At 58.7% G+C, this 18,286-nt stretch carries 16 protein-coding genes and 1 pseudogene; 10 read left to right on the top strand and 7 right to left on the bottom strand.

The features are described from left to right. Positions 1-172 precede the first annotated feature (172 nt). A complete protein-coding gene (gene mprF / locus ACYZT3_RS23170; protein WP_282376901.1) occupies positions 173-2,815 on the top strand; it encodes a bifunctional lysylphosphatidylglycerol flippase/synthetase MprF in 2,643 nt (880 codons plus the stop codon). Further along, positions 2,815-4,110 (top strand): virulence factor family protein, encoded by a 1,296-nt coding sequence (locus tag ACYZT3_RS23175; protein WP_462030846.1) that lies wholly within the window; start codon positions 2,815-2,817, stop codon positions 4,108-4,110. Before mprF ends, ACYZT3_RS23175 begins: the two co-directional genes overlap by 1 nt. A gap of 785 nt (positions 4,111-4,895) precedes the next feature. Here the strand turns inward: ACYZT3_RS23175 and ACYZT3_RS23180 are convergent. Next, positions 4,896-5,594 carry a hypothetical protein gene (locus ACYZT3_RS23180; protein WP_282376903.1) on the bottom strand — a complete coding sequence of 233 codons (699 nt, stop codon included), beginning with the start codon at positions 5,592-5,594 and terminating at the stop codon, positions 4,896-4,898. 1 nt (position 5,595) lies between these two features. Next, entirely contained in the window at positions 5,596-6,363 is a 768-nt protein-coding gene (locus ACYZT3_RS23185) for a MarR family transcriptional regulator (RefSeq protein WP_462030847.1), read from the bottom strand. A gap of 579 nt (positions 6,364-6,942) precedes the next feature. On the opposite strand from ACYZT3_RS23185, the gene ACYZT3_RS23190 reads away from it, so the two are divergent. After that, positions 6,943-7,251: a DUF3077 domain-containing protein gene (locus ACYZT3_RS23190; RefSeq protein WP_462030848.1), complete on the top strand. Its 309-nt coding sequence runs from the start codon at positions 6,943-6,945 to the stop codon at positions 7,249-7,251. A gap of 86 nt (positions 7,252-7,337) precedes the next feature. Here the strand turns inward: ACYZT3_RS23190 and ACYZT3_RS23195 are convergent, their stop codons facing one another. Continuing rightward, a complete protein-coding gene (locus ACYZT3_RS23195; protein WP_462030849.1) occupies positions 7,338-9,239 on the bottom strand; it encodes a potassium transporter Kup in 1,902 nt (633 codons plus the stop codon). 289 nt (positions 9,240-9,528) lie between these two features. Here ACYZT3_RS23195 and rimO point away from each other — a divergent pair, with 289 nt between their 5' ends. From rimO to tsaA, 6 genes and pseudogenes are all read left to right on the top strand, one after another. Next, positions 9,529-10,866 (top strand): 30S ribosomal protein S12 methylthiotransferase RimO, encoded by a 1,338-nt coding sequence (gene rimO, locus ACYZT3_RS23200; protein ID WP_282376907.1) that lies wholly within the window; start codon positions 9,529-9,531, stop codon positions 10,864-10,866. A gap of 126 nt (positions 10,867-10,992) precedes the next feature. Continuing rightward, positions 10,993-11,466, top strand: a complete 474-nt coding sequence (locus ACYZT3_RS23205) for a GNAT family N-acetyltransferase (protein ID WP_282376908.1) — start codon at positions 10,993-10,995, stop codon at positions 11,464-11,466. 82 nt (positions 11,467-11,548) lie between these two features. Further along, a complete protein-coding gene (locus ACYZT3_RS23210; protein WP_010462687.1) occupies positions 11,549-12,259 on the top strand; it encodes an rRNA pseudouridine synthase in 711 nt (236 codons plus the stop codon). Between the two features lie 75 nt (positions 12,260-12,334). Continuing rightward, positions 12,335-12,805 (top strand): YehS family protein, encoded by a 471-nt coding sequence (locus tag ACYZT3_RS23215; RefSeq protein ID WP_282376910.1) that lies wholly within the window; start codon positions 12,335-12,337, stop codon positions 12,803-12,805. Positions 12,806-12,941: 136 nt separating this feature from the next. Further along, positions 12,942-13,366, top strand: a pseudogene (locus ACYZT3_RS23220) (SDR family oxidoreductase). Between the two features lie 78 nt (positions 13,367-13,444). Beyond that, the gene (gene tsaA, locus ACYZT3_RS23225; protein ID WP_462030850.1) at positions 13,445-14,146 is read left to right on the top strand and encodes a tRNA (N6-threonylcarbamoyladenosine(37)-N6)-methyltransferase TrmO; all 702 of its coding nucleotides are present in this window, start codon (positions 13,445-13,447) and stop codon (positions 14,144-14,146) included. A gap of 168 nt (positions 14,147-14,314) precedes the next feature. Here tsaA and fpr read toward each other — a convergent pair whose 3' ends face one another. After that, positions 14,315-15,094 carry a ferredoxin-NADP reductase gene (gene fpr / locus ACYZT3_RS23230; RefSeq protein WP_282376913.1) on the bottom strand — a complete coding sequence of 260 codons (780 nt, stop codon included), beginning with the start codon at positions 15,092-15,094 and terminating at the stop codon, positions 14,315-14,317. 150 nt (positions 15,095-15,244) lie between these two features. On the opposite strand from fpr, the gene ACYZT3_RS23235 reads away from it, so the two are divergent. After that, complete coding sequence (locus ACYZT3_RS23235; RefSeq protein WP_008153977.1) at positions 15,245-16,171, top strand: LysR family transcriptional regulator; 927 nt, start codon at positions 15,245-15,247, stop codon at positions 16,169-16,171. On the opposite strand, the gene ACYZT3_RS23240 is transcribed toward ACYZT3_RS23235, so the two are convergent. The 3 genes from ACYZT3_RS23240 to ACYZT3_RS23250 all read right to left on the bottom strand — a co-directional run bounded on the left by ACYZT3_RS23240 (position 16,168) and on the right by ACYZT3_RS23250 (position 18,226). Continuing rightward, positions 16,168-16,530, bottom strand: a complete 363-nt coding sequence (locus ACYZT3_RS23240) for a diacylglycerol kinase (RefSeq protein WP_282376914.1) — start codon at positions 16,528-16,530, stop codon at positions 16,168-16,170. The genes ACYZT3_RS23235 and ACYZT3_RS23240 overlap by 4 nt on opposite strands. Before the next feature lie 76 nt (positions 16,531-16,606). After that, positions 16,607-17,257 (bottom strand): response regulator transcription factor ErdR, encoded by a 651-nt coding sequence (gene erdR / locus ACYZT3_RS23245; protein ID WP_282376915.1) that lies wholly within the window; start codon positions 17,255-17,257, stop codon positions 16,607-16,609. Between the two features lie 210 nt (positions 17,258-17,467). Further along, complete coding sequence (locus ACYZT3_RS23250; protein ID WP_462030851.1) at positions 17,468-18,226, bottom strand: tRNA-uridine aminocarboxypropyltransferase; 759 nt, start codon at positions 18,224-18,226, stop codon at positions 17,468-17,470. Between the last annotated feature and the right edge of the window lie 60 nt (positions 18,227-18,286).

An 18,286-nucleotide genomic window follows, 5' to 3' on the forward strand; every position in this document is an offset into this window, starting at 1 on the left:
ACACTCTGAGCCCCGAACTATCTGAACCGCAGACAAAACCCTCTACGACTGAAGACGCACCCTCGCCGATACCCGGTGGGGGGCGTTAATATTTGTGATTATTTTTTTCTACAGGGATTGGTAACTTGGCTGGATACCCCCATCCTGTCGCGCACAATCCAAGAGGTGATTGATGCGCGCCAACTCGTCTGATCCACAAGACACCGTCACAGCGACACAACCGATCAAGGCCGAGCGTCTGCGCTTGCTTGATCGAATCAGCAAATACCGCCACCCCATCGGCCTGGCCGTCACTTTGCTGTTGTTCGCTATCGCGCTGATTGCCTGTCGCCACCTGCTGAGCGAACTCGATCTGTACGCTCTGCACGACTCAATTCTCGACGTTCCGAAACCGGCATTGCTGGGCGCACTGGGCGCGACCGTGGCCGGCTTCATCATTCTGCTGGGCTACGAATGGTCGGCCAGCCGCTACGCGGGCGTGACACTGGCGCCGCGAATCCTGGCCCTGGGCGGGTTCACCGCCTTCGCCATCGGCAATGCGATTGGTCTTTCGATGCTCTCGGGGGGCTCGGTTCGTTACCGTTTATATGCACGTCATGGCTTGGGAGCTTCTGAAGTCGCCCATATGACGCTGTTCGCCAGCCTCTCGCTCGGCTGCGCCCTGCCCCCACTAGCCGCCCTCGCCACCCTCAGCAACCTGCCTGCCGCCTCTGCCGCACTGGGTTTGTCCGAGACGTTGCTCGGCGCGATTGCGGTGGCCGTACTGCTGCTGTTCACGGTGCTGGCCATCGGCATCTACCGCCGCCGCCTGCCAGAACAGCCTTATCCCGACAACCTGCTGGTCAAGGCTGGACGCCGCACTTTGCGCCTTCCGGGCCGTCGCCTGACGTTCCTGCAACTGATCATCACTGCCCTGGACGTCGCCGCCGCGGCAACCGTGCTCTATCTGCTGCTGCCTGAAGCGCCGCCCTTTGGCGCGTTCCTGCTGGTGTACCTGCTCGCCCTGGCCGCCGGTGTGCTCAGCCACGTTCCCGGCGGGGTCGGGGTGTTCGAAGCCATTCTGCTGGCCGCCTTCTCCGACAAACTCGGCGCCGCGCCACTCGCTGCCGCCCTGCTGCTCTATCGCCTGATCTATGTGGTGCTGCCGTTGCTGGTGGCCTGCTTATTCCTGCTCATCAACGAAGGTCAGCGCCTGTTTCAATCGCGTCAGTCTTTAAGGGTGGCGTCCGGCCTGGCCGCGCCGATTCTGGCGTTGCTGGTGTTCCTGTCCGGCGTGGTGTTGCTGTTCTCCGGCGTCACCCCGGAAATCGACACCCGGCTGGAACACATCGGCTTTCTGATCCCGCATCGACTCGTAGACGCCTCGCACTTCGGTGCCAGCCTGGTTGGCGTACTGTGCTTGCTGCTGGCTCAAGGGCTGCGCCGCCGACTGTCGGCCGCCTGGATGCTGACCACCATATTGTTGCTGGTCGGCGCCCTGCTCTCTCTGCTCAAGGGTTTCGACTGGGAAGAAGCGTGTCTACTGACCCTGACTGCGAGCTTGCTGGGTGTTTTTCGCAGCTCGTTCTATCGCCCCAGTCGCCTGACTGAACTGCCGTTCTCGCCGCTGTATCTGGTGGCCAGCCTGTGTGTACTCGGTGCGTCGATCTGGCTGCTACTGTTCGCTTATCAGGACGTCCCGTACAGCCACCAGCTCTGGTGGCAGTTCACCCTCGATGCTGATGCGCCACGGGGCTTGCGCTCGCTGCTCGGTGCCGCAGTCCTGCTGGTGGTGGTGTCCCTGACCTGGCTGCTGCGCACCGCGCGCCCGGTGATCCATCTGCCGACGCCCGATGAGCTGGACCGCGCGGTAAAGATCCTCATGGCCTCCGCACAACCGGATGGCGGTCTGGCCCTGACCGGTGACAAGGCGCTGCTGTTTCACCCCAACGACGAAGCGTTCCTGATGTACGCCCGCCGCGGTCGCAGCCTGGTGGCCTTGTATGACCCGATCGGCCCGACCCAGCAACGGGCGGAAATGATCTGGCAGTTCCGCGACCTCTGCGACATCCACCACGCCCGTCCAGTGTTCTATCAAGTGCGCGCCGAGAACCTGCCGTACTACATGGACATCGGCCTGACCGCGATCAAGCTCGGCGAAGAAGCCCGGGTCGACCTGCTTCGCTTTGATCTCGACGCCAAAGGCAAAGAGATGAAAGACCTGCGCTACACCTGGAACCGTGGCACTCGCGATGGCCTGTCGCTGGAGATCTTTGATCCGGGGCAAGCGCCGATGGATGAGCTCAAGGTGATTTCCGATGCCTGGCTGACCGGCAAAAACGTACGCGAGAAAGGCTTCTCGCTCGGCCGCTTCAGCGATGACTACCTCAAGCATTTCCGCGTCGCGGTGATTCGTTTCGAAGGGCGCCCGGTGGCGTTCGCCAACCTGCTCGAGACCTACGGCCATGACCTGGCCAGCCTCGACCTGATGCGCGCGCACCCGGACGCCCCCAAGCTGACCATGGAGTTCATGATGGTCGGCCTGATTCAACATTATAAAAATCATGGATACGCGCGCTTCAGCCTGGGCATGGTGCCATTGTCGGGGTTGCAACCCCGTCGTGGTGCACCACTGACCCAGCGTCTGGGCTCGATGGTGTTCCGCCGTGGTGAGCAGCTCTACAACTTCCAAGGTTTGCGCCGCTTCAAAGACAAATTCCAGCCTGACTGGGAACCCCGTTATATGGCCGTGCCCGCCGGACTCGATCCGCTGGTTGCCCTGGCCGACACTGCTGCCCTGATTGCGGGCGGATTGACTGGATTGGTGAAACGCTGATGATTCAACGCTCCTTGCGGTACGTACTGGCCACACTGGTAGTGCTGGCCCTGATTCTCGGTGGCGGTTACTGGTACCTGAAACGCCCGGCGCCCGAACCGACACTCGAACTGCTGACCCCGGCCGATGGCGCCGCAATGACCCGTGTCATCCCGGGTAACACGCCACGCGCCCAGGTGCTGGTGGCGGTCATTGAAGACCAGAAGCTCAGCGACAAACAGTTGATGACCCTGAGCCGCACCGGTTCGGCGCAGATTGTTCAGGTGATCCTGCCCAAAGACTGCCTGCTGCAAAGTCGCGCCCTACAATCGGCCCTGAGAGAGCTCAAAGGCCCGGCGACCCTGGTCAGCGGCATCGGCCCTGGCGCCGTGCTGGCGTGGCGCTGGTTGTCCGAGCAGAAGGACGTCAAGGCTCAAGCCGTCTCGGTGGATTTGGCCCTGGAAAAACCCGGCTGCACGCACCTGCTACCGAAAAGCGCCACTCACGGTCACTGGCTGGTGGCATGGAACGACAACCCTGACGACACCAGCGCCGGCTTCGTACGTGATCAACCCAACGCCGAAACCAGCATCAGCGACTACGACATCAACCTGCCGCAAGTGCTGAACAACGAACTGCGCAAGCTCCTCGTTGGTGGCGATAAAGCCGCCGGCGGCCTGCAGATCCCGGTGGTCGAAGTGCCCGCCGGCCAAGCCAAGGACACCGTGACCCTGTTCCTCTCCGGTGACGGCGGCTGGCGCGACCTTGACCGCGACGTAGCGGGCGAGATGGCGAAGATCGGCTATCCGGTGGTCGGCATCGACACCTTGCGTTACTACTGGCAACACAAGAGCCCCGAGCAAAGCGCTCTGGACCTGACCGAACTGATGCAGCACTACCGGCAGAAATGGGGCACCAAGCGCTTCATCCTGACCGGCTACTCGTTCGGCGCCGACGTCCTGCCGGCGATCTACAACCGCTTGGAGCCATCGGAACAGCAACGGGTCGATGCGATCATCCTGCTGGCCTTCGCCCGCACCGGCAGCTTCGAAATCGAAGTCGAAGGCTGGCTCGGCAACGCCGGCAAAGAAGCCGCCACCGGCCCGGAAATGGCCAAGCTGCCGCCGGAGAAAGTCGTGTGCATCTACGGTGAAGAAGAAGTCGACGAGAGCGGCTGCACCGACAAGACTGCGGTGGGCGAAGCGATGAAACTGCCTGGCGGTCATCACTTCGACGAGAATTACCCGGCTTTGGCGCAGCGTTTGGTGGATGTGATCGAGAAGCGTCAAGCGAAGGAGACGGCGGCTCAGGAGTGATCTGAGCCCCACACGAAAAGCCCCCGCTACCTCACGGTTGCGGGGGCTTTTTACATGTACAAACATGCAGCGCTACCAGCTAGCCGGACTGCATGTGGATGTTCTGTGCTTCCACGGCTAAAGCTGAACATCTATCCACGTTACGTCATCTTCAACAGTGATAAAGTCGCTATCCGGTGCTGCCAGCAAGCTGCTTTGCTGCGACTCCGTCAATTCTGCCCAGAAGCCATCGGTTACGAACACCAGTCGCGCACCGACAGACAATGGGTGAAAAACAAAGTCAGGGTCCGGGGCACGATTAACCTTCAGGCATCGGGTTACCCAGTTTCGAGCCGGATCTTGCGCCAGCTCACGGTGCGAACGGTCGCGCCTCCAATTGGCCTTGCAGTGGGGCGGCGTAATCCACTCGATCGTACCTGCCAGTGTCACTACACCGCACGAACAGTCCCCCTCATACGCAAGCGTGAGCTTCCCATGAGCAGCGAAACCGACCAGGTAACAAGTGGTCCCTGTCTGGTCCGCAAACAAGATGGGGTGAAGCTCGGCCAGCACTGAACTAAGTACCTGCTCAACTGCTCCGTGCTCAGTGATATCGCCCCCCTGATCTATGTGTTTTGGGTAGGCAGCTAAAACACCTTTTACGAAGCATTCTGCCAGTTGGCCACTGCCGGGTTTCGAGGTACCGTCCGTGATGACGAACAGCCCTCTGTCGCCGTCGCAGAGAGCTCCAGCACAGTCATGATTGGCTTTCCTGGTCCGTCCTATTACTGATCTGGTGTCATATCTCATGCGTTGCCCAGGTCCTTCATGCGCATGTGAATGATTCGCCCTCTACCCGGATTAGCCTGCACCGAGCCCGAGCTTTCAATCACGTAGTCGATACCACTGAGCGCCGTGAGCTCTCGAATTCCAGCCGTGATGAATTCCTTGAGCTCAGACTCAGCTTGGCTAATTTCCTCCAGAAGCTCTGGACGACCATCAATCAAGATGATGATATCTTCGACGTCCTTGTGGTAGGGGTTGCCCTCACCGCGACCGCTAAAGGCCTCTAGTTTGGTGGCAAGAAAGTAGGTCGGTTTAAAGATCTGGATAACGATACCGCTGGGCAACGTAAATTTATCAGCCTTCGCCAGCCCTTCCACGAACCAACGATTGGCATATCCGAGAACAGCTGGGTCAGAAGGCATCACGTCAACGACGACGTCGTTGAAGCGGAAACGACAGTTGACTTCATCCTCACCGGTGATCTTGAAATTCTTAGCCGCCAGCCGTTCTGTGAGATGTTGCCAGGCGCTAATGCCTGCCAGCTCGATCACCAAGTCAACATCATCGGTGAAACGAATGTCATCCAGCACAGCAGCATCAGTAACCAGCATGGCCGTGGTGCAACCGCCGACAAAGGCAACCTCAGCGAGAAACGCCTCCCCCAAGCCCTCTGCAACAAATTCTATGAGCTCATAGTTGTGATCAGCGTTTGATGACATGTTATTTCAGCCCCATCCCTGCCTTTAGAATGTTAACCGCCACACCACACTCTCTCGGGCCACCAAGACGGATCGCATCAGCAAGCGCAAGATAATGATAAAGGGTTCTGTCCTTCTTCACCGCTTCCGGCACGGTCTTGTAGAGCGGCACTATCGCCTGACCACGCTCAGTTCCGAGTGCATCAGGCCAAACCGGAATCAACCCGCCAGCGCTCTTGATGCTTTTGGACAGGGCTGGCGCTGCGAAGCCTGTTGGAATACCGCGAACCATCGCGCCCAGCTTCACGGGAAAAAAGTATTTCAGAGCGTGCTCGGTGATTTTCAGCAGCTCTCGCCGATTAACTTTCGGAAGCCCGGTGTCGTAGTCATTGGTGAGCATTCCGGACTCACGACACCTAGCTATAGAGTTTGAAACCTCGCTTTTGCTTAGCCCAAGAGACGCAGATAACGCACGCAACGAGTAACCTTCACTCCAGCTCGCCAGCGGTGGAGAAGGTACAGGCTCCGACCACCCTTCCCACCCATCCTCATCGCCCAAGGATGAGTCGAACTCCTGGCGGTGGAATACAGCTTCTTCACCATCAGCGGGATAGGTGACTAGCGGCTGCCCCACTCGCCCCCCTGCCGTCATTCGATTTATCTGCTGGGGCTTCAACAATTCCTCAACCATGTTCGAATTAGACTCAGATTCCATCTTCCCAAAGAGATTTTCTTCCTGGGCGTGCAGGCTGGCCATCTTGAACAAAAGCAAAATGTCTTGACTCTTCATGAAGCTAAAAACTCCAAGTGTCCATACTCCATAAAACGTGGACACTTGTCTCATTGGAAATATCGAGCCGTCAAGTCATTTCGATATTTATCAGATCTCACTGGGAAACCTGTCGATGTCCGCCAATTCGCCAACAGGCGGGATAGTGACAACACCGGTTTCATTCGTCTGCTGCAACAACGCAAAAATCCAGCGAGTTGTAAAATCGCTCGCCGCGTTTAGTTATGTTTACTTAAGGTGTCGAAATATCGGATGACGCCCGCAGACCTTGTAGGCAAACTCCGAATCTCGCGTTTGGGCACTTTGATGCCTTGTTGCGCTTTTCTTCGACGGGATACTCTCCGGACGTCGCTGACCATTCAGCGATCGGGTGTGGTAACCCGGCTAGGCAAAGTGCAACACCGCTCCCATCACGGTTCGTGCGTTTTTACGTCTGTAATCCCGTGTTATGGCGGCTGTGCGTGGGAGACCTTCGGGTCTGCCGGTTCCTTTGCTCCTCCGGTTTACCACCCTGCGTACAGCTGCCACCCATTCGTGTGGTAACGAATTCGGCAGCTCCTCGTTTTAAGGAGCGAAACAATGAGCAAAACAAATCCGCCCACACCCTCAGAACTGAAAGCCATCGGCCTCACCCCCTTCATCTACTGCTCAAATCAGGCGCTGTTCCGTGTCAGTCGAGACGTTCCCCTCGGTGATGCGCTAGCCATGGCCTCTGATTTTCTGTTCCTTGCCAAGGAGCTGACTAAAGATGCTGCCTACGCCCGAGACACCGACCGACACGCCTGGGCCGCGCATTATCTGACGGCAATGAGTAAGGCTGTGATTGATGATGTGGTGAAGGTGCTGACGCCGCCACCTGCTCGCACAAAGGCCGAATCTAAAAAATAGCTGCCTGAGCGCAATTAAAGGCACCGAGATACAAGACATAAAAAAGCCCCCGCTACCACAAGGCAACGGGGGCTTTTTGATCCGGCTTACATCTCTACCTGAGTACCCAACTCAATCACCCGGTTCAGCGGCAGGTTGAAGAAGCGCAGGTTGCCGTTGGCGTTCTGCAACATGAAGGCAAACAGCGTCTCACGCCAGCGCGCCATGCCTTCGAGCTTGGAGGCGATGACCGTCTCGCGGCTGAGGAAGTAGGTGGTGCGCATCGGGCTGAAGTCCAGGTCATCGAGATGACACAGCTTCAGCGCTTGCGGCACGTCCGGCTCGTCGACGAAGCCAAAGTGCAGGATCACCCGGAAGAACCCTTCGCCGTGAGATTCAACCTCGAAACGCCGTTGCGCCGGCACCCGCGGGATGTCTTCGTACACCACCGTCAGCAACACCACTTGCTCGTGCAGCACCTGGTTATGCAGCAGGTTGTGCAACAGCGCATGAGGCACGGCATCCGGCCGCGCGGTCAGGAATACGGCAGTGCCCTGAACGCGATGCGGCGGTTGCACGCGAATACTGCCGATGAAGATCGGCAGCGGCAATCCACCTTCGTCCAGACGATCAACCAGCAATTGCTTGCCGCGTTTCCAGGTGGTCATCAGCACAAACAGCACGATACCGGCGATCACCGGGAACGCCCCGCCCTGAATGATTTTCGGCACGTTGGCAGCGAAGTACAGACCGTCCACCAACAGGAACCCGAGCAATAGCGGAACCGCGAGGACCGGAGGCCATTTCCACAGCAGCAATATCACCGCCGACACCAGAATGGTGGTCATCAGCATCGTGCCCGTCACGGCCACGCCGTAAGCCGCAGCCAGCGCGCCGGAGGACTCGAAGCCCAGCACCAACAGGATGACGCCGACCATCAGCGCCCAGTTCACCGCGCCGATGTAGATCTGGCCTTGTTCGGCACTGGAGGTGTGCTGAATGTGCATGCGCGGTATGTAACCGAGCTGAATCGCCTGACGAGTCAGGGAGAACGCACCGGAAATCACTGCCTGGGAGGCAATGACCGTGGCCAGGGTCGACAACCCCACCAACGGAATCAGCGCCCAGCTCGGAGCCAATAAGTAGAACGGGTTACGCGCCGCTTCCGGGTCACCGAGCAGCAACGCGCCTTGGCCGAAGTAGTTCAGCACCAGCGCCGGCAGCACGAGGATGAACCACGCACGGGCAATCGGCTTGCGACCGAAGTGCCCCATGTCGGCGTACAGCGCTTCGGCACCGGTCAGTGCCAGCACCACCGCGCCGAGGATCGCCACCCCCATGCCCGGGTGCACGATGAAGAAGCGCACGCCCCAGACCGGGTTCATCGCTTGCAACACTTCCGGGTGCTGCATGATGCCGTAGACACCCAGCGCCCCCAGCACGACAAACCAGGTCACCATGATCGGCCCGAACAGAATGCCGATCCGCGCGGTGCCGTGACGTTGTATCAGAAACAGCGCCACCAGCACGACCAACGACAGCGGTACCACCCAATGGTCGATACCCTCGAATGCCAGCCCCAGGCCTTCAATCGCCGAGAGCACTGAGATCGCCGGCGTGATCATGCTGTCGCCATAGAACAGCGCCGCGCCGATCAGCCCGCAGACCACCAGCAACGTGCGTAACTTCGGATGCCCGGCCGCAGCCCGCCGAGCGAGGGCGGTCAAGGCCATGATCCCGCCTTCGCCCTGGTTGTCGGCACGCAGCACGAACAGCACATATTTGATTGAGACAACCCATATCAGCGACCAGAAAATCAGCGCCAGAATCCCGAACACGCCGTCATGGTCGACCGGTACACCATAATGACCGGAAAACACTTCTTTGAGGGTGTACAGCGGGCTTGTGCCAATATCGCCATAAACCACCCCGACCGCCGCGACCAGCATGCCGATCGGCTTCGCGGCCGAATGCTCGGTGCCCGCCGCCTGACTACTTGCCTGACCCATCCACTACTCCTACTACTCAGACCGGACTGCTTTGGAAGAAGCACTATGCTTTGCCGTGCAGCATGCGCTGTTTTACTTCACGTTGAAGACGTTTTGTTGACTGTAAAAAATCGGTAAAGCGTAACGGCTCGAAGCATAGCGCAGCACTCGTCGTATTTCCCTGCATAAAGCTGGTCAAGTGAGCTCCCCATCGCTAGAATTGCGCACTTTTTGATCAGAGGCACACCGAGTGCCCGTCTGTCGCCTTGCCGTTCATGGCTGGAGGCGTCACAAAACACCGAGGTTAGACATGTCCACCACTCCTGCGCCGGCCAATCCAAAGGTTGGCTTCGTATCCCTGGGTTGCCCCAAAGCACTGGTCGACTCCGAGCGCATCCTTACCCAGCTGCGTATGGAAGGCTATGACGTTGTGTCCACTTATCAGGACGCTGACGTCGTGGTGGTCAACACCTGCGGTTTCATTGACTCGGCCAAGGCTGAATCCCTGGAAGTGATCGGCGAAGCCATCAAGGAAAACGGCAAGGTCATCGTGACCGGCTGCATGGGCGTTGAAGAAGGCAACATTCGCAAGATTCACCCAAGCGTGCTGGCCGTGACCGGTCCGCAGCAATACGAGCAAGTGGTCAACGCCGTGCACGACGCCGTGCCGCCGCGTCAGGATCACAACCCGCTGATCGACCTGGTGCCGCCACAAGGGATCAAACTGACCCCGCGCCACTACGCCTACCTGAAGATTTCCGAAGGCTGCAACCACAGCTGCAGCTTCTGCATCATCCCGTCGATGCGCGGCAAACTGGTCAGCCGCCCGGTCGGTGACGTGCTCGACGAAGCTCAGCGCCTGGTCAAGGCCGGCGTCAAAGAGCTGTTGGTGATCTCCCAGGACACCAGCGCCTACGGCGTCGACGTGAAATACCGCACCGGCTTTTGGAACGGCGCGCCGGTGAAAACCCGCATGACCGAACTCTGCGAAGCCCTGAGCACCCTCGGCGTCTGGGTTCGTCTGCACTATGTTTACCCGTACCCCCACGTCGACGAGCTGATTCCGCTGATGGCCGCCGGGAAAATCCTGCCGTATCTGGACATCCCGTTCCAGCACGCCAGCCCGAAAGTCCTGAAAGCCATGAAACGCCCAGCCTTCGAAGACAAGACCCTGGCGCGGATCAAGAACTGGCGCGAAATCTGCCCGGACCTGATCATCCGTTCGACCTTCATCGTCGGCTTCCCCGGCGAAACCGAAGAAGACTTCCAGTACCTGCTGAACTGGCTGACCGAAGCCCAACTCGACCGCGTCGGCTGTTTCCAGTACTCGCCGGTCGAAGGCGCCCCGGCCAACGATCTGGACCTGGAGATCGTCCCGGATGACGTCAAGCAAGACCGTTGGGACCGCTTCATGGCGCATCAACAAGCTATCAGCTCGGCGCGCCTGCAAATGCGCGTCGGCCGTGAAATCGAAGTGCTGGTGGACGAAGTCGACGAACAAGGCGCCGTCGGCCGCTGCTTCTTCGATGCCCCGGAAATCGACGGCAACGTGTTCATCGACAACGGCAGCAACCTGAAACCAGGCGATAAAGTCTGGTGCAAAGTGACCGACGCCGACGAATACGACCTGTGGGCTGAACAGATCTAAACGCAAAAAATACGAAAAGCCCCGCTCTCTTGACGAGATGCGGGGCTTTTTTACGGCTATCGTTTTGTGAGGAAAGGATTCTCAACATTCACAGAAGCAGCGAGTAAAAAGAAGGAGCCGCCGGCCATGCGCCAACATTCGGTCATCCACACGCCGAAACACAGCGACTACGAAGAACTCACGCAAGTCTGGGAAGCGTCGGTGCGCGCCACCCATGACTTTCTGCCGGACAGTTATATCGAACTGCTGAAGAACCTGGTGCTGACCCGCTACCTCGATGCGGTGATGCTGATCTGTACCAAAGACCCGCGCCAGCGCATCACCGGGTTCGCCGGGGTGGCGGCGGGCAAGATCGAAATGCTCTTCATCGACCCGGCTCACCGTGGCCAGGGCCTGGGCAAGCAGTTGCTGCGCTATGCCATGGAACACCTGAATGCCGATGAACTGGACGTCAACGAACAGAACCCGCAAGCCTTGGGTTTCTACTTCAAACAGGGCTTCGAAGTGATCGGTCGCTCCGAGCATGACGGCATGGGCCAGCCTTATCCGCTGCTGCACATGCGCATGAAACAGGCGAATCAGCGCGCTCAACCAGGCTAAAAGCTTTACTGCGCAAATGGACCCGCGATTAACCGGCGCCCAGCAGGTACAATGCCCACCCCTTTTTTGTTACGGCCCTGTCATGACTGACCCGATTCGTCTCTCCAAACGCCTCATCGAACTCGTCGGCTGTTCCCGTCGGGAGGCTGAGCTGTTCATCGAGGGCGGCTGGGTCACCGTGGACGGCGAAGTCATCGACGAGCCGCAGTTCAAGGTCGACACGCAAAAAGTCGAGCTTGATCCAGAAGCCAAGGCCACTGCGCCGGAGCCGGTGACCATCCTGCTGAACGTGCCCGTGGGCATGGATGCGGAAACGGCCATGGCGACGATCAGCGCCGAGACCTTGAGCGAAGAACATCGCTTCAGCAAACGTCCGCTCAAGGGCCACTTCCTGCGCCTGACCGCCAGCACCGACTTGCAGGCCAATGCCAGCGGTCTGCTGGTGTTCACCCAGGACTGGAAGATCCTGCGCAAACTCACCGCCGATTCCGCCAAAATTGAGCAAGAGTACGTGGTCGAGGTTGAAGGCGACATGGTGGCTCACGGCCTCAACCGCCTGAACCACGGCCTGACTTACAAGGGCAAGGAACTGCCGCCGGTCAAGGCCAGCTGGCAGAACGAAAACCGTCTGCGCTTTGCGATGAAGAACCCGCAACCGGGCGTGATCGCCCTGTTCTGCCAGGCCGTAGGCCTGAAGGTCGTCGCCATCCGCCGCATCCGCATTGGCGGCGTATCCATCGGCAAAGTGCCGCTGGGGCAATGGCGCTACCTGTCCGGCAAAGAGAAGTTCTAATACTTTTCACGCCGCCACACTTTTCGGCGCCGCTGTGTATGCGGCGCCCACTGCTGAATATCAGGATTGCACACCATGATTCATAACGACGTACTGCGCAGCGTGCGCTACATGCTCGACATCAGCGACAAGAAAGTCATCGAGATCATCAAGCTCGGCGGCATGGACGTGACCCTGGAAGACCTGGTGACGTACCTCGATAAGAAAGAGGAAGACGAGGAAGGCTTCGTGCGCTGCCCGGACGAAGTCATGGCGCATTTCCTCGACGGCCTGGTGACCTTCAAACGCGGCAAGGACGAAAGCCGTTCGCCGCAACCGATCGAAGTGCCGGTGACCAACAACATCATCCTGAAAAAGCTGCGTGTGGCCTTCGAACTGAAAGAAGACGACATGCACGCGATTCTCAAGGCGTCCGAGTTCCCGGTGTCCAAGCCTGAACTGAGCGCGCTGTTCCGCAAGTTCGGCCACACCAACTACCGTCCGTGCGGCGACCAGTTGCTGCGCAACTTCCTCAAGGGCCTGACCCTGCGCGTGCGCCCGCAGTAAGCGTCCGCCAGCCTTGAGCTGCAAACCTGTAGCTCAAGGCCAGGCTGTATAGACCCTCATTCCTCGCAAAAATAGTGGCTCCGCTTCTGGCGGCTGACGACTAGGGTGTATTGACCCTCAGCTCTCAGGATTCGCCATGCACCCGTACTTTCCCCTGCAAGGCCGCACCGCTCTGGTGACCGGCGGCACCCGTGGTATCGGCAAAATGATCGCCAAGGCTTATGTCGAGGCTGGCGCCACCGTGTACGTCTGCGCCCGGGATGCTGGAGCCTGTCAGCACCGAGTAAAGCGGCCCTGCATCAACTGCCTCGGATTCTCGCGCGGGAGCTGGTGAGCCAGCACATCAACGTCAACGTCATCGCCCCGGGGCGTTTTCCGAGCAAGATGACTCAGCACATCGGCAATGATGAACAGGCGCTGGCTGAGGATACGGCGCTAATTCCAATGAAGCGCTGGGGCCGGGAGGAAGAGATGGCGGCGCTGGGGATCAGTTTGGCGAGTACGGCTGGGGCGTACATGACCGGGAATATTATTCCTTTGGATGGTGGTTTCAGTCTCTAGATCGGCGGTGCGGCCATCACCAGACTTGAGGCCCGTCGGGTTATCATGCCCACCCTAACCCCGCTTCGACCCCAAACCATGACCTACAGCGTTTCCCCCATCGGCTTCGTGCGCTCCTGCTTCAAGGAGAAGTTCGCCATCCCGCGCCAGCCGCAACTGGCCCCGGCCGCTCGTGGCGTGCTGGAACTGGTGGCGCCGTTCGATCAGGGTGACGCAGTGCAAGGTCTGGAGCAGGTCAGCCATGTCTGGCTGCTGTTCCTGTTTCACCAAGCCCTGGAAGAAAAGCCACGACTGAAAGTGCGCCCTCCTCGCCTCGGCGGTAACAAATCCATGGGTGTGTTCGCCACCCGCGCGACGCATCGACCCAATGGCATCGGCCAGTCAGTGGTCAAACTGGACAAGGTTGAAGCCAATCGGCTGTGGATATCCGGTATCGACCTGCTGGACGGCACGCCGATTCTCGACATCAAACCCTACGTGCCTTACGCCGACATCATTGATACGGCCTCCAACAGCATCGCCAGCGCAGCGCCGCAGCTGATTCCCGTGCAGTGGGCAGATTCAGCGCTGCAACAGGCTCACGGCCATGCTCAGCGCCTTGAAGAACCGCTGGTGGCGTTGATCGAGCAATGCCTGGCACAAGATCCACGTCCGGCGTACCAGATTCCCACCCCTGAACGGGGATACGGCGCACAGTTCTGGGATCTGGATGTGCGTTGGCACTACCCCGAAGCCGGTGTAATTCGCGTCCTCGAAGTCATTCCCGCCTCCAACCCGTAGGAGCTGTCGAGTGAAACGAGGCTGCGATCTTTTGATGTTGCTTTTAAAAACAAGATCAAAAGATCGCAGCCTCGTTTCACTCGACAGCTCCTACAAGGTTTGCGTCAGGCATAAAAAAAGCCCCCATGCCTGCACAGGCAATGGGGGCTTTTTGGTGATGCGGTTTGCTTACTTCTCGACGAACGCACGCTCGATCAGGTAATCACCCGGCTCGCGCATCCGCGGCGACACTTTCAGGCCGAAGCTGTTCAACACTTCGCTGGTCTCGTCGAGCATGCTCGGGCTGCCGCACAGCATGGCGCGGTCGTCCTGCGGATTGATCGGTGGCAGGCCGATGTCGCTGAACAGCTTGCCGCTGCGCATCAGGTCGGTCAGGCGACCTTCGTTCTCGAACGGCTCGCGGGTCACGGTCGGATAGTAGATCAACTTGTCACGCAGGGCCTCGCCGAAGAACTCATTCTGCGGCAAGTGCTCGGTGATGAATTCGCGGTAAGCGACTTCGTTGACGTAACGCACGCCGTGGCACAGGATCACTTTTTCGAAACGCTCGTAGGTTTCCGGGTCCTGGATGACGCTCATGAACGGCGCCAGACCGGTACCGGTGCTGAGCAGGTACAAATGTTTGCCGGGCTTCAAATCATCCAGCACCAACGTACCGGTAGGCTTTTTGCTGATGATGATCTCATCGCCTTCCTTCAGATGCTGCAACTGGGAAGTCAGCGGGCCATCAGGCACCTTGATGCTGAAGAACTCGAGATGCTCTTCCCAGTTCGGGCTGGCAATCGAGTAAGCGCGCATGAGCGGCCGGCCGCTGGGCTGTTGCAGGCCGATCATCACGAACTGACCGTTCTCGAAGCGCAGGCCCGGATCGCGGGTGCACTTGAAGCTGAACAGAGTGTCGTTCCAGTGATGAACACTGAGGACACGCTCGTGGTTCATGTTGCTCATGTACGTGGGACTCCTGGGGATTTTGTCTGCGCTTGCTCTGCGCCTGCTCTGCGAAAAATGAGCTGATGTGCACAATTGCATCGCATTCTAATGGCAGCCACAATATCTGTTAACTGGATTATTAAGATAAGGGTTATCGGTTATATAGATATGCGATTTACTCTCCGTCAACTTCAAGTATTCGTCGCCGTCGCCCAGCAGGAAAGCGTGTCCCGTGCTGCGGGTCTGCTCAACCTCTCGCAGTCGGCGGCGAGCACCTCGATCACCGAGCTAGAGCGTCAGTCCAGCTGTCAGCTGTTCGACCGCGCCGGCAAACGGCTGAGCCTCAACGCCCTCGGCAAACAGCTGCTGCCGCAAGCGGTGGCGTTGCTCGATCAGTCCAAAGAAATCGAAGACTTGCTCAATGGCAAATCGGGATTCGGCTCTCTGGCGGTCGGCGCGACCCTGACCATCGGCAATTACCTGGCCACCTTGCTGATCGGCAGCTTCATGCAGCGCCATCCGGAAAGCCAGGTGAAGCTGCACGTGCAGAACACTGCCAACATTGTGCAGCAGGTTGCCCACTATGAAATTGATCTGGGTCTAATCGAAGGCGACTGCAGCCATCCAGACATCGAAGTGCAGAGCTGGGTCGAGGATGAGCTGGTGGTGTTCTGCGCGCCCCAGCATCCGCTGGCCAAACGCGGCACGGCGACTATGGAAGAGCTGACCCACGAAGCCTGGATTCTGCGTGAACAGGGTTCTGGCACGCGACTGACCTTTGACCAGGCCATGCGTCACCATCGCAGCTCGCTGAATATCCGACTGGAGCTTGAACACACCGAAGCGATCAAGCGTGCTGTGGAGTCCGGGTTGGGGATTGGTTGCATTTCTCGCCTGGCACTGCGCGATGCATTCCGCCGTGGCAGCCTGGTGCCAGTGGAGACACCGGATCTGGACCTGGCGCGGCAGTTCTATTTCATCTGGCACAAACAGAAATATCAGACATCAGCGATGCGTGAATTTCTCGACCTGTGCCGCGCCTTCACCGCCGGGGTTCAGCGCAGCGACGAGATTGTGCTGCCCACCATCGCTTAAAGCAGAATCACCGCCCACACCAGCGCGATCATGCTCAACGCCACGAACTGAGCGGCGCTGCCCATGTCCTTGGCATTCTTGGACAGCGGGTGCAATTCAAGGGAAATGCGGTCGATGGCCGCTTCCACTGCCGAATTGAGCAATTCGACGATCAATGCCAACAGGCAGACTGCAATCAGCAACGCCTGTTCGACGCGACTGACGTTCAGGAAGAACGACAGCGGGACCAATATGACGTTGAGCAATACCAGTTGCCGAAAGGCCGCTTCGCCGGTGAAGGCTGCGCGCAGGCCGTCCAGGGAATAACCGGAGGCGTTAAGGATGCGTTTTAGGCCGGTTTGGCCTTTGAAAGGTGACATAAAGTAGGTAACTGACCAAGAAGGAAGTGGGAAAGCTAGATTAAGCAAAGTCAAAAAAGCGTGAACATGTAGCGCCTTAGTGGTTCGAAATTGACTCAAGTTGTTGCAGGAGCAACGCCGCCTGAGTCCGGGTCCGCACATTCAACTTGCGAAAGATCGCTGTCACGTGGGCCTTGATCGTCGCTTCGGAAACACTCAGCTCGTAGGCAATCTGCTTATTCAGCAAACCCTCACAGACCATGGTCAGGACACGAAACTGCTGGGGCGTGAGGCTCGCAAGGCCTTCGCTGGCGGCTTTGGCTTCGGCGGAAACGCTGACCGCCTCGAACGCCTGGGGCGGCCAGAACACATCACCATCGAGCACCGCGCGTACGGCTTTCTGGATGACGCTCAGATCACTGGACTTGGGGATGAAGCCGCTGGCGCCGAACTCTCGGGACTTCACCATGATCGACGCTTCTTCCTGGGCCGACACCATGACTACCGGAATCTGTGGATACTGACCGCGCAGCAGCACTAGTCCGGAAAAACCGTAGGCCCCCGGCATGTTGAGGTCCAGCAGCACTAAATCCCAGTCGGACTTCTCGTCCAGACGGGTTTCCAGCTCGGCAATGCTCGCCACTTCCACCAGACGGACTTCGGGGCCCAGACCCAGAGTCAACGCTTGATGCAGGGCGCTACGAAATAGGGGGTGGTCATCGGCAATCAGGATTTCGTATGTGGCCATTTTTCAAATGATCCTGTTTTTCAAACAACTCGAGGTGCAGCCACGGAGCGGCACCAACAGGGCACGTTCAACGCCAATCACGTGGCTATTCACGCAAAGAATACGGCGTATCAAACTTTGGCCGCGCCCTAATCGGCGCCAAGCATGCCCAGCGAAACCGGGGTGGTCAAGGTGCATGGCCGGTACAGTTCTTTGCAGTATGGGCGACAATCAGCAGATGACCGGGGCCGTGTTCTGCACGAAAGGCATCAGTTCGGCGTGGGCTGGCGTTGCTACGTTCATGTCCAGCTGATGTTTCGCATCCAGGTAATGCTGGCTGAACACGTCGAAATAAGCGTCCAGCGCCGATGCCGCTTCGGTATCCCCCGCAAGCTCGAGACACAGTGCCGCCACTTCAGCTGTGCACAAATGCTCGCTGCGGGTCGACCTGCGCAACCGGTACCGCGACAGCTTCTCGGGCAACAGGCTCAGGATCGGCAACGTATCAAAATACGGGCTTTTGCGGAAAATCTTCCGGGCTTCGGTCCAGGTCGCGTCGAGCAGAATGAACAGTGGTCGCTTGGTGCTATCGGCTTCGACGGTGTTCGTCACTCGCTCAGGCTCGACGTATTCACCTGGAAAGACCAGATACGGTTGCCATTGCGGGTCGGCCAGCAACGCCAGCAACTGCGGATCAGTTTCCGTGCGTGACCAGATAAATGCATGGTTGTCGCGCACCACATCGGCGATCAGCCAACCGGTGTTGCTCGGCTTAAACACTTCCTTATTGGTCATGATCAGGCACACACCAGAGCGGGCCTCGACCTGCGGGCGCCAGGCGCATAGGCAGTGGCTCTCGATCACGCGGCAGGCTCGGCAACGCGGCGCCCTCCAGCCTCGGGCCTGAATCGGCTTGATACCCTCTTCCTCTCGCTCATCGCGCAAGCGGGCTACTGCGTTTGCAGCAAAGCGTGGGGTTGCAGGGTTCATCGCAGGCAACGCCGGCGGGGGAAGAAAGTCGACACGAAAAACACTCGGCAAGGCAGAAAG

It is taken from the genome of Pseudomonas sp. MDT1-16 (assembly GCF_054898115.1).

What these genes read in the sequence shown, in the direction of transcription:
- rimO (WP_282376907.1), top strand. Translation starts at nt 9,529, where the DNA reads ATGTCCACCACTCCTGCGCCGGCCAATCCAAAGGTTGGCTTCGTATCC.
- erdR (WP_282376915.1), bottom strand. Translation starts at nt 17,257, where the DNA reads ATGGCCACATACGAAATCCTGATTGCCGATGACCACCCCCTATTTCGT.
- ACYZT3_RS23250 (WP_462030851.1), bottom strand. Translation starts at nt 18,226, where the DNA reads ATGAACCCTGCAACCCCACGCTTTGCTGCAAACGCAGTAGCCCGCTTG.
- ACYZT3_RS23215 (WP_282376910.1), top strand. Translation starts at nt 12,335, where the DNA reads ATGATTCATAACGACGTACTGCGCAGCGTGCGCTACATGCTCGACATC.
- ACYZT3_RS23205 (WP_282376908.1), top strand. Translation starts at nt 10,993, where the DNA reads ATGCGCCAACATTCGGTCATCCACACGCCGAAACACAGCGACTACGAA.
- ACYZT3_RS23175 (WP_462030846.1), top strand. Translation starts at nt 2,815, where the DNA reads ATGATTCAACGCTCCTTGCGGTACGTACTGGCCACACTGGTAGTGCTG.
- ACYZT3_RS23195 (WP_462030849.1), bottom strand. Translation starts at nt 9,239, where the DNA reads ATGGGTCAGGCAAGTAGTCAGGCGGCGGGCACCGAGCATTCGGCCGCG.
- ACYZT3_RS23190 (WP_462030848.1), top strand. Translation starts at nt 6,943, where the DNA reads ATGAGCAAAACAAATCCGCCCACACCCTCAGAACTGAAAGCCATCGGC.
- ACYZT3_RS23185 (WP_462030847.1), bottom strand. Translation starts at nt 6,363, where the DNA reads ATGAAGAGTCAAGACATTTTGCTTTTGTTCAAGATGGCCAGCCTGCAC.
- ACYZT3_RS23235 (WP_008153977.1), top strand. Translation starts at nt 15,245, where the DNA reads ATGCGATTTACTCTCCGTCAACTTCAAGTATTCGTCGCCGTCGCCCAG.
- fpr (WP_282376913.1), bottom strand. Translation starts at nt 15,094, where the DNA reads ATGAGCAACATGAACCACGAGCGTGTCCTCAGTGTTCATCACTGGAAC.
- ACYZT3_RS23240 (WP_282376914.1), bottom strand. Translation starts at nt 16,530, where the DNA reads ATGTCACCTTTCAAAGGCCAAACCGGCCTAAAACGCATCCTTAACGCC.
- tsaA (WP_462030850.1), top strand. Translation starts at nt 13,445, where the DNA reads ATGACCTACAGCGTTTCCCCCATCGGCTTCGTGCGCTCCTGCTTCAAG.
- ACYZT3_RS23180 (WP_282376903.1), bottom strand. Translation starts at nt 5,594, where the DNA reads ATGTCATCAAACGCTGATCACAACTATGAGCTCATAGAATTTGTTGCA.
- ACYZT3_RS23210 (WP_010462687.1), top strand. Translation starts at nt 11,549, where the DNA reads ATGACTGACCCGATTCGTCTCTCCAAACGCCTCATCGAACTCGTCGGC.
- mprF (WP_282376901.1), top strand. Translation starts at nt 173, where the DNA reads ATGCGCGCCAACTCGTCTGATCCACAAGACACCGTCACAGCGACACAA.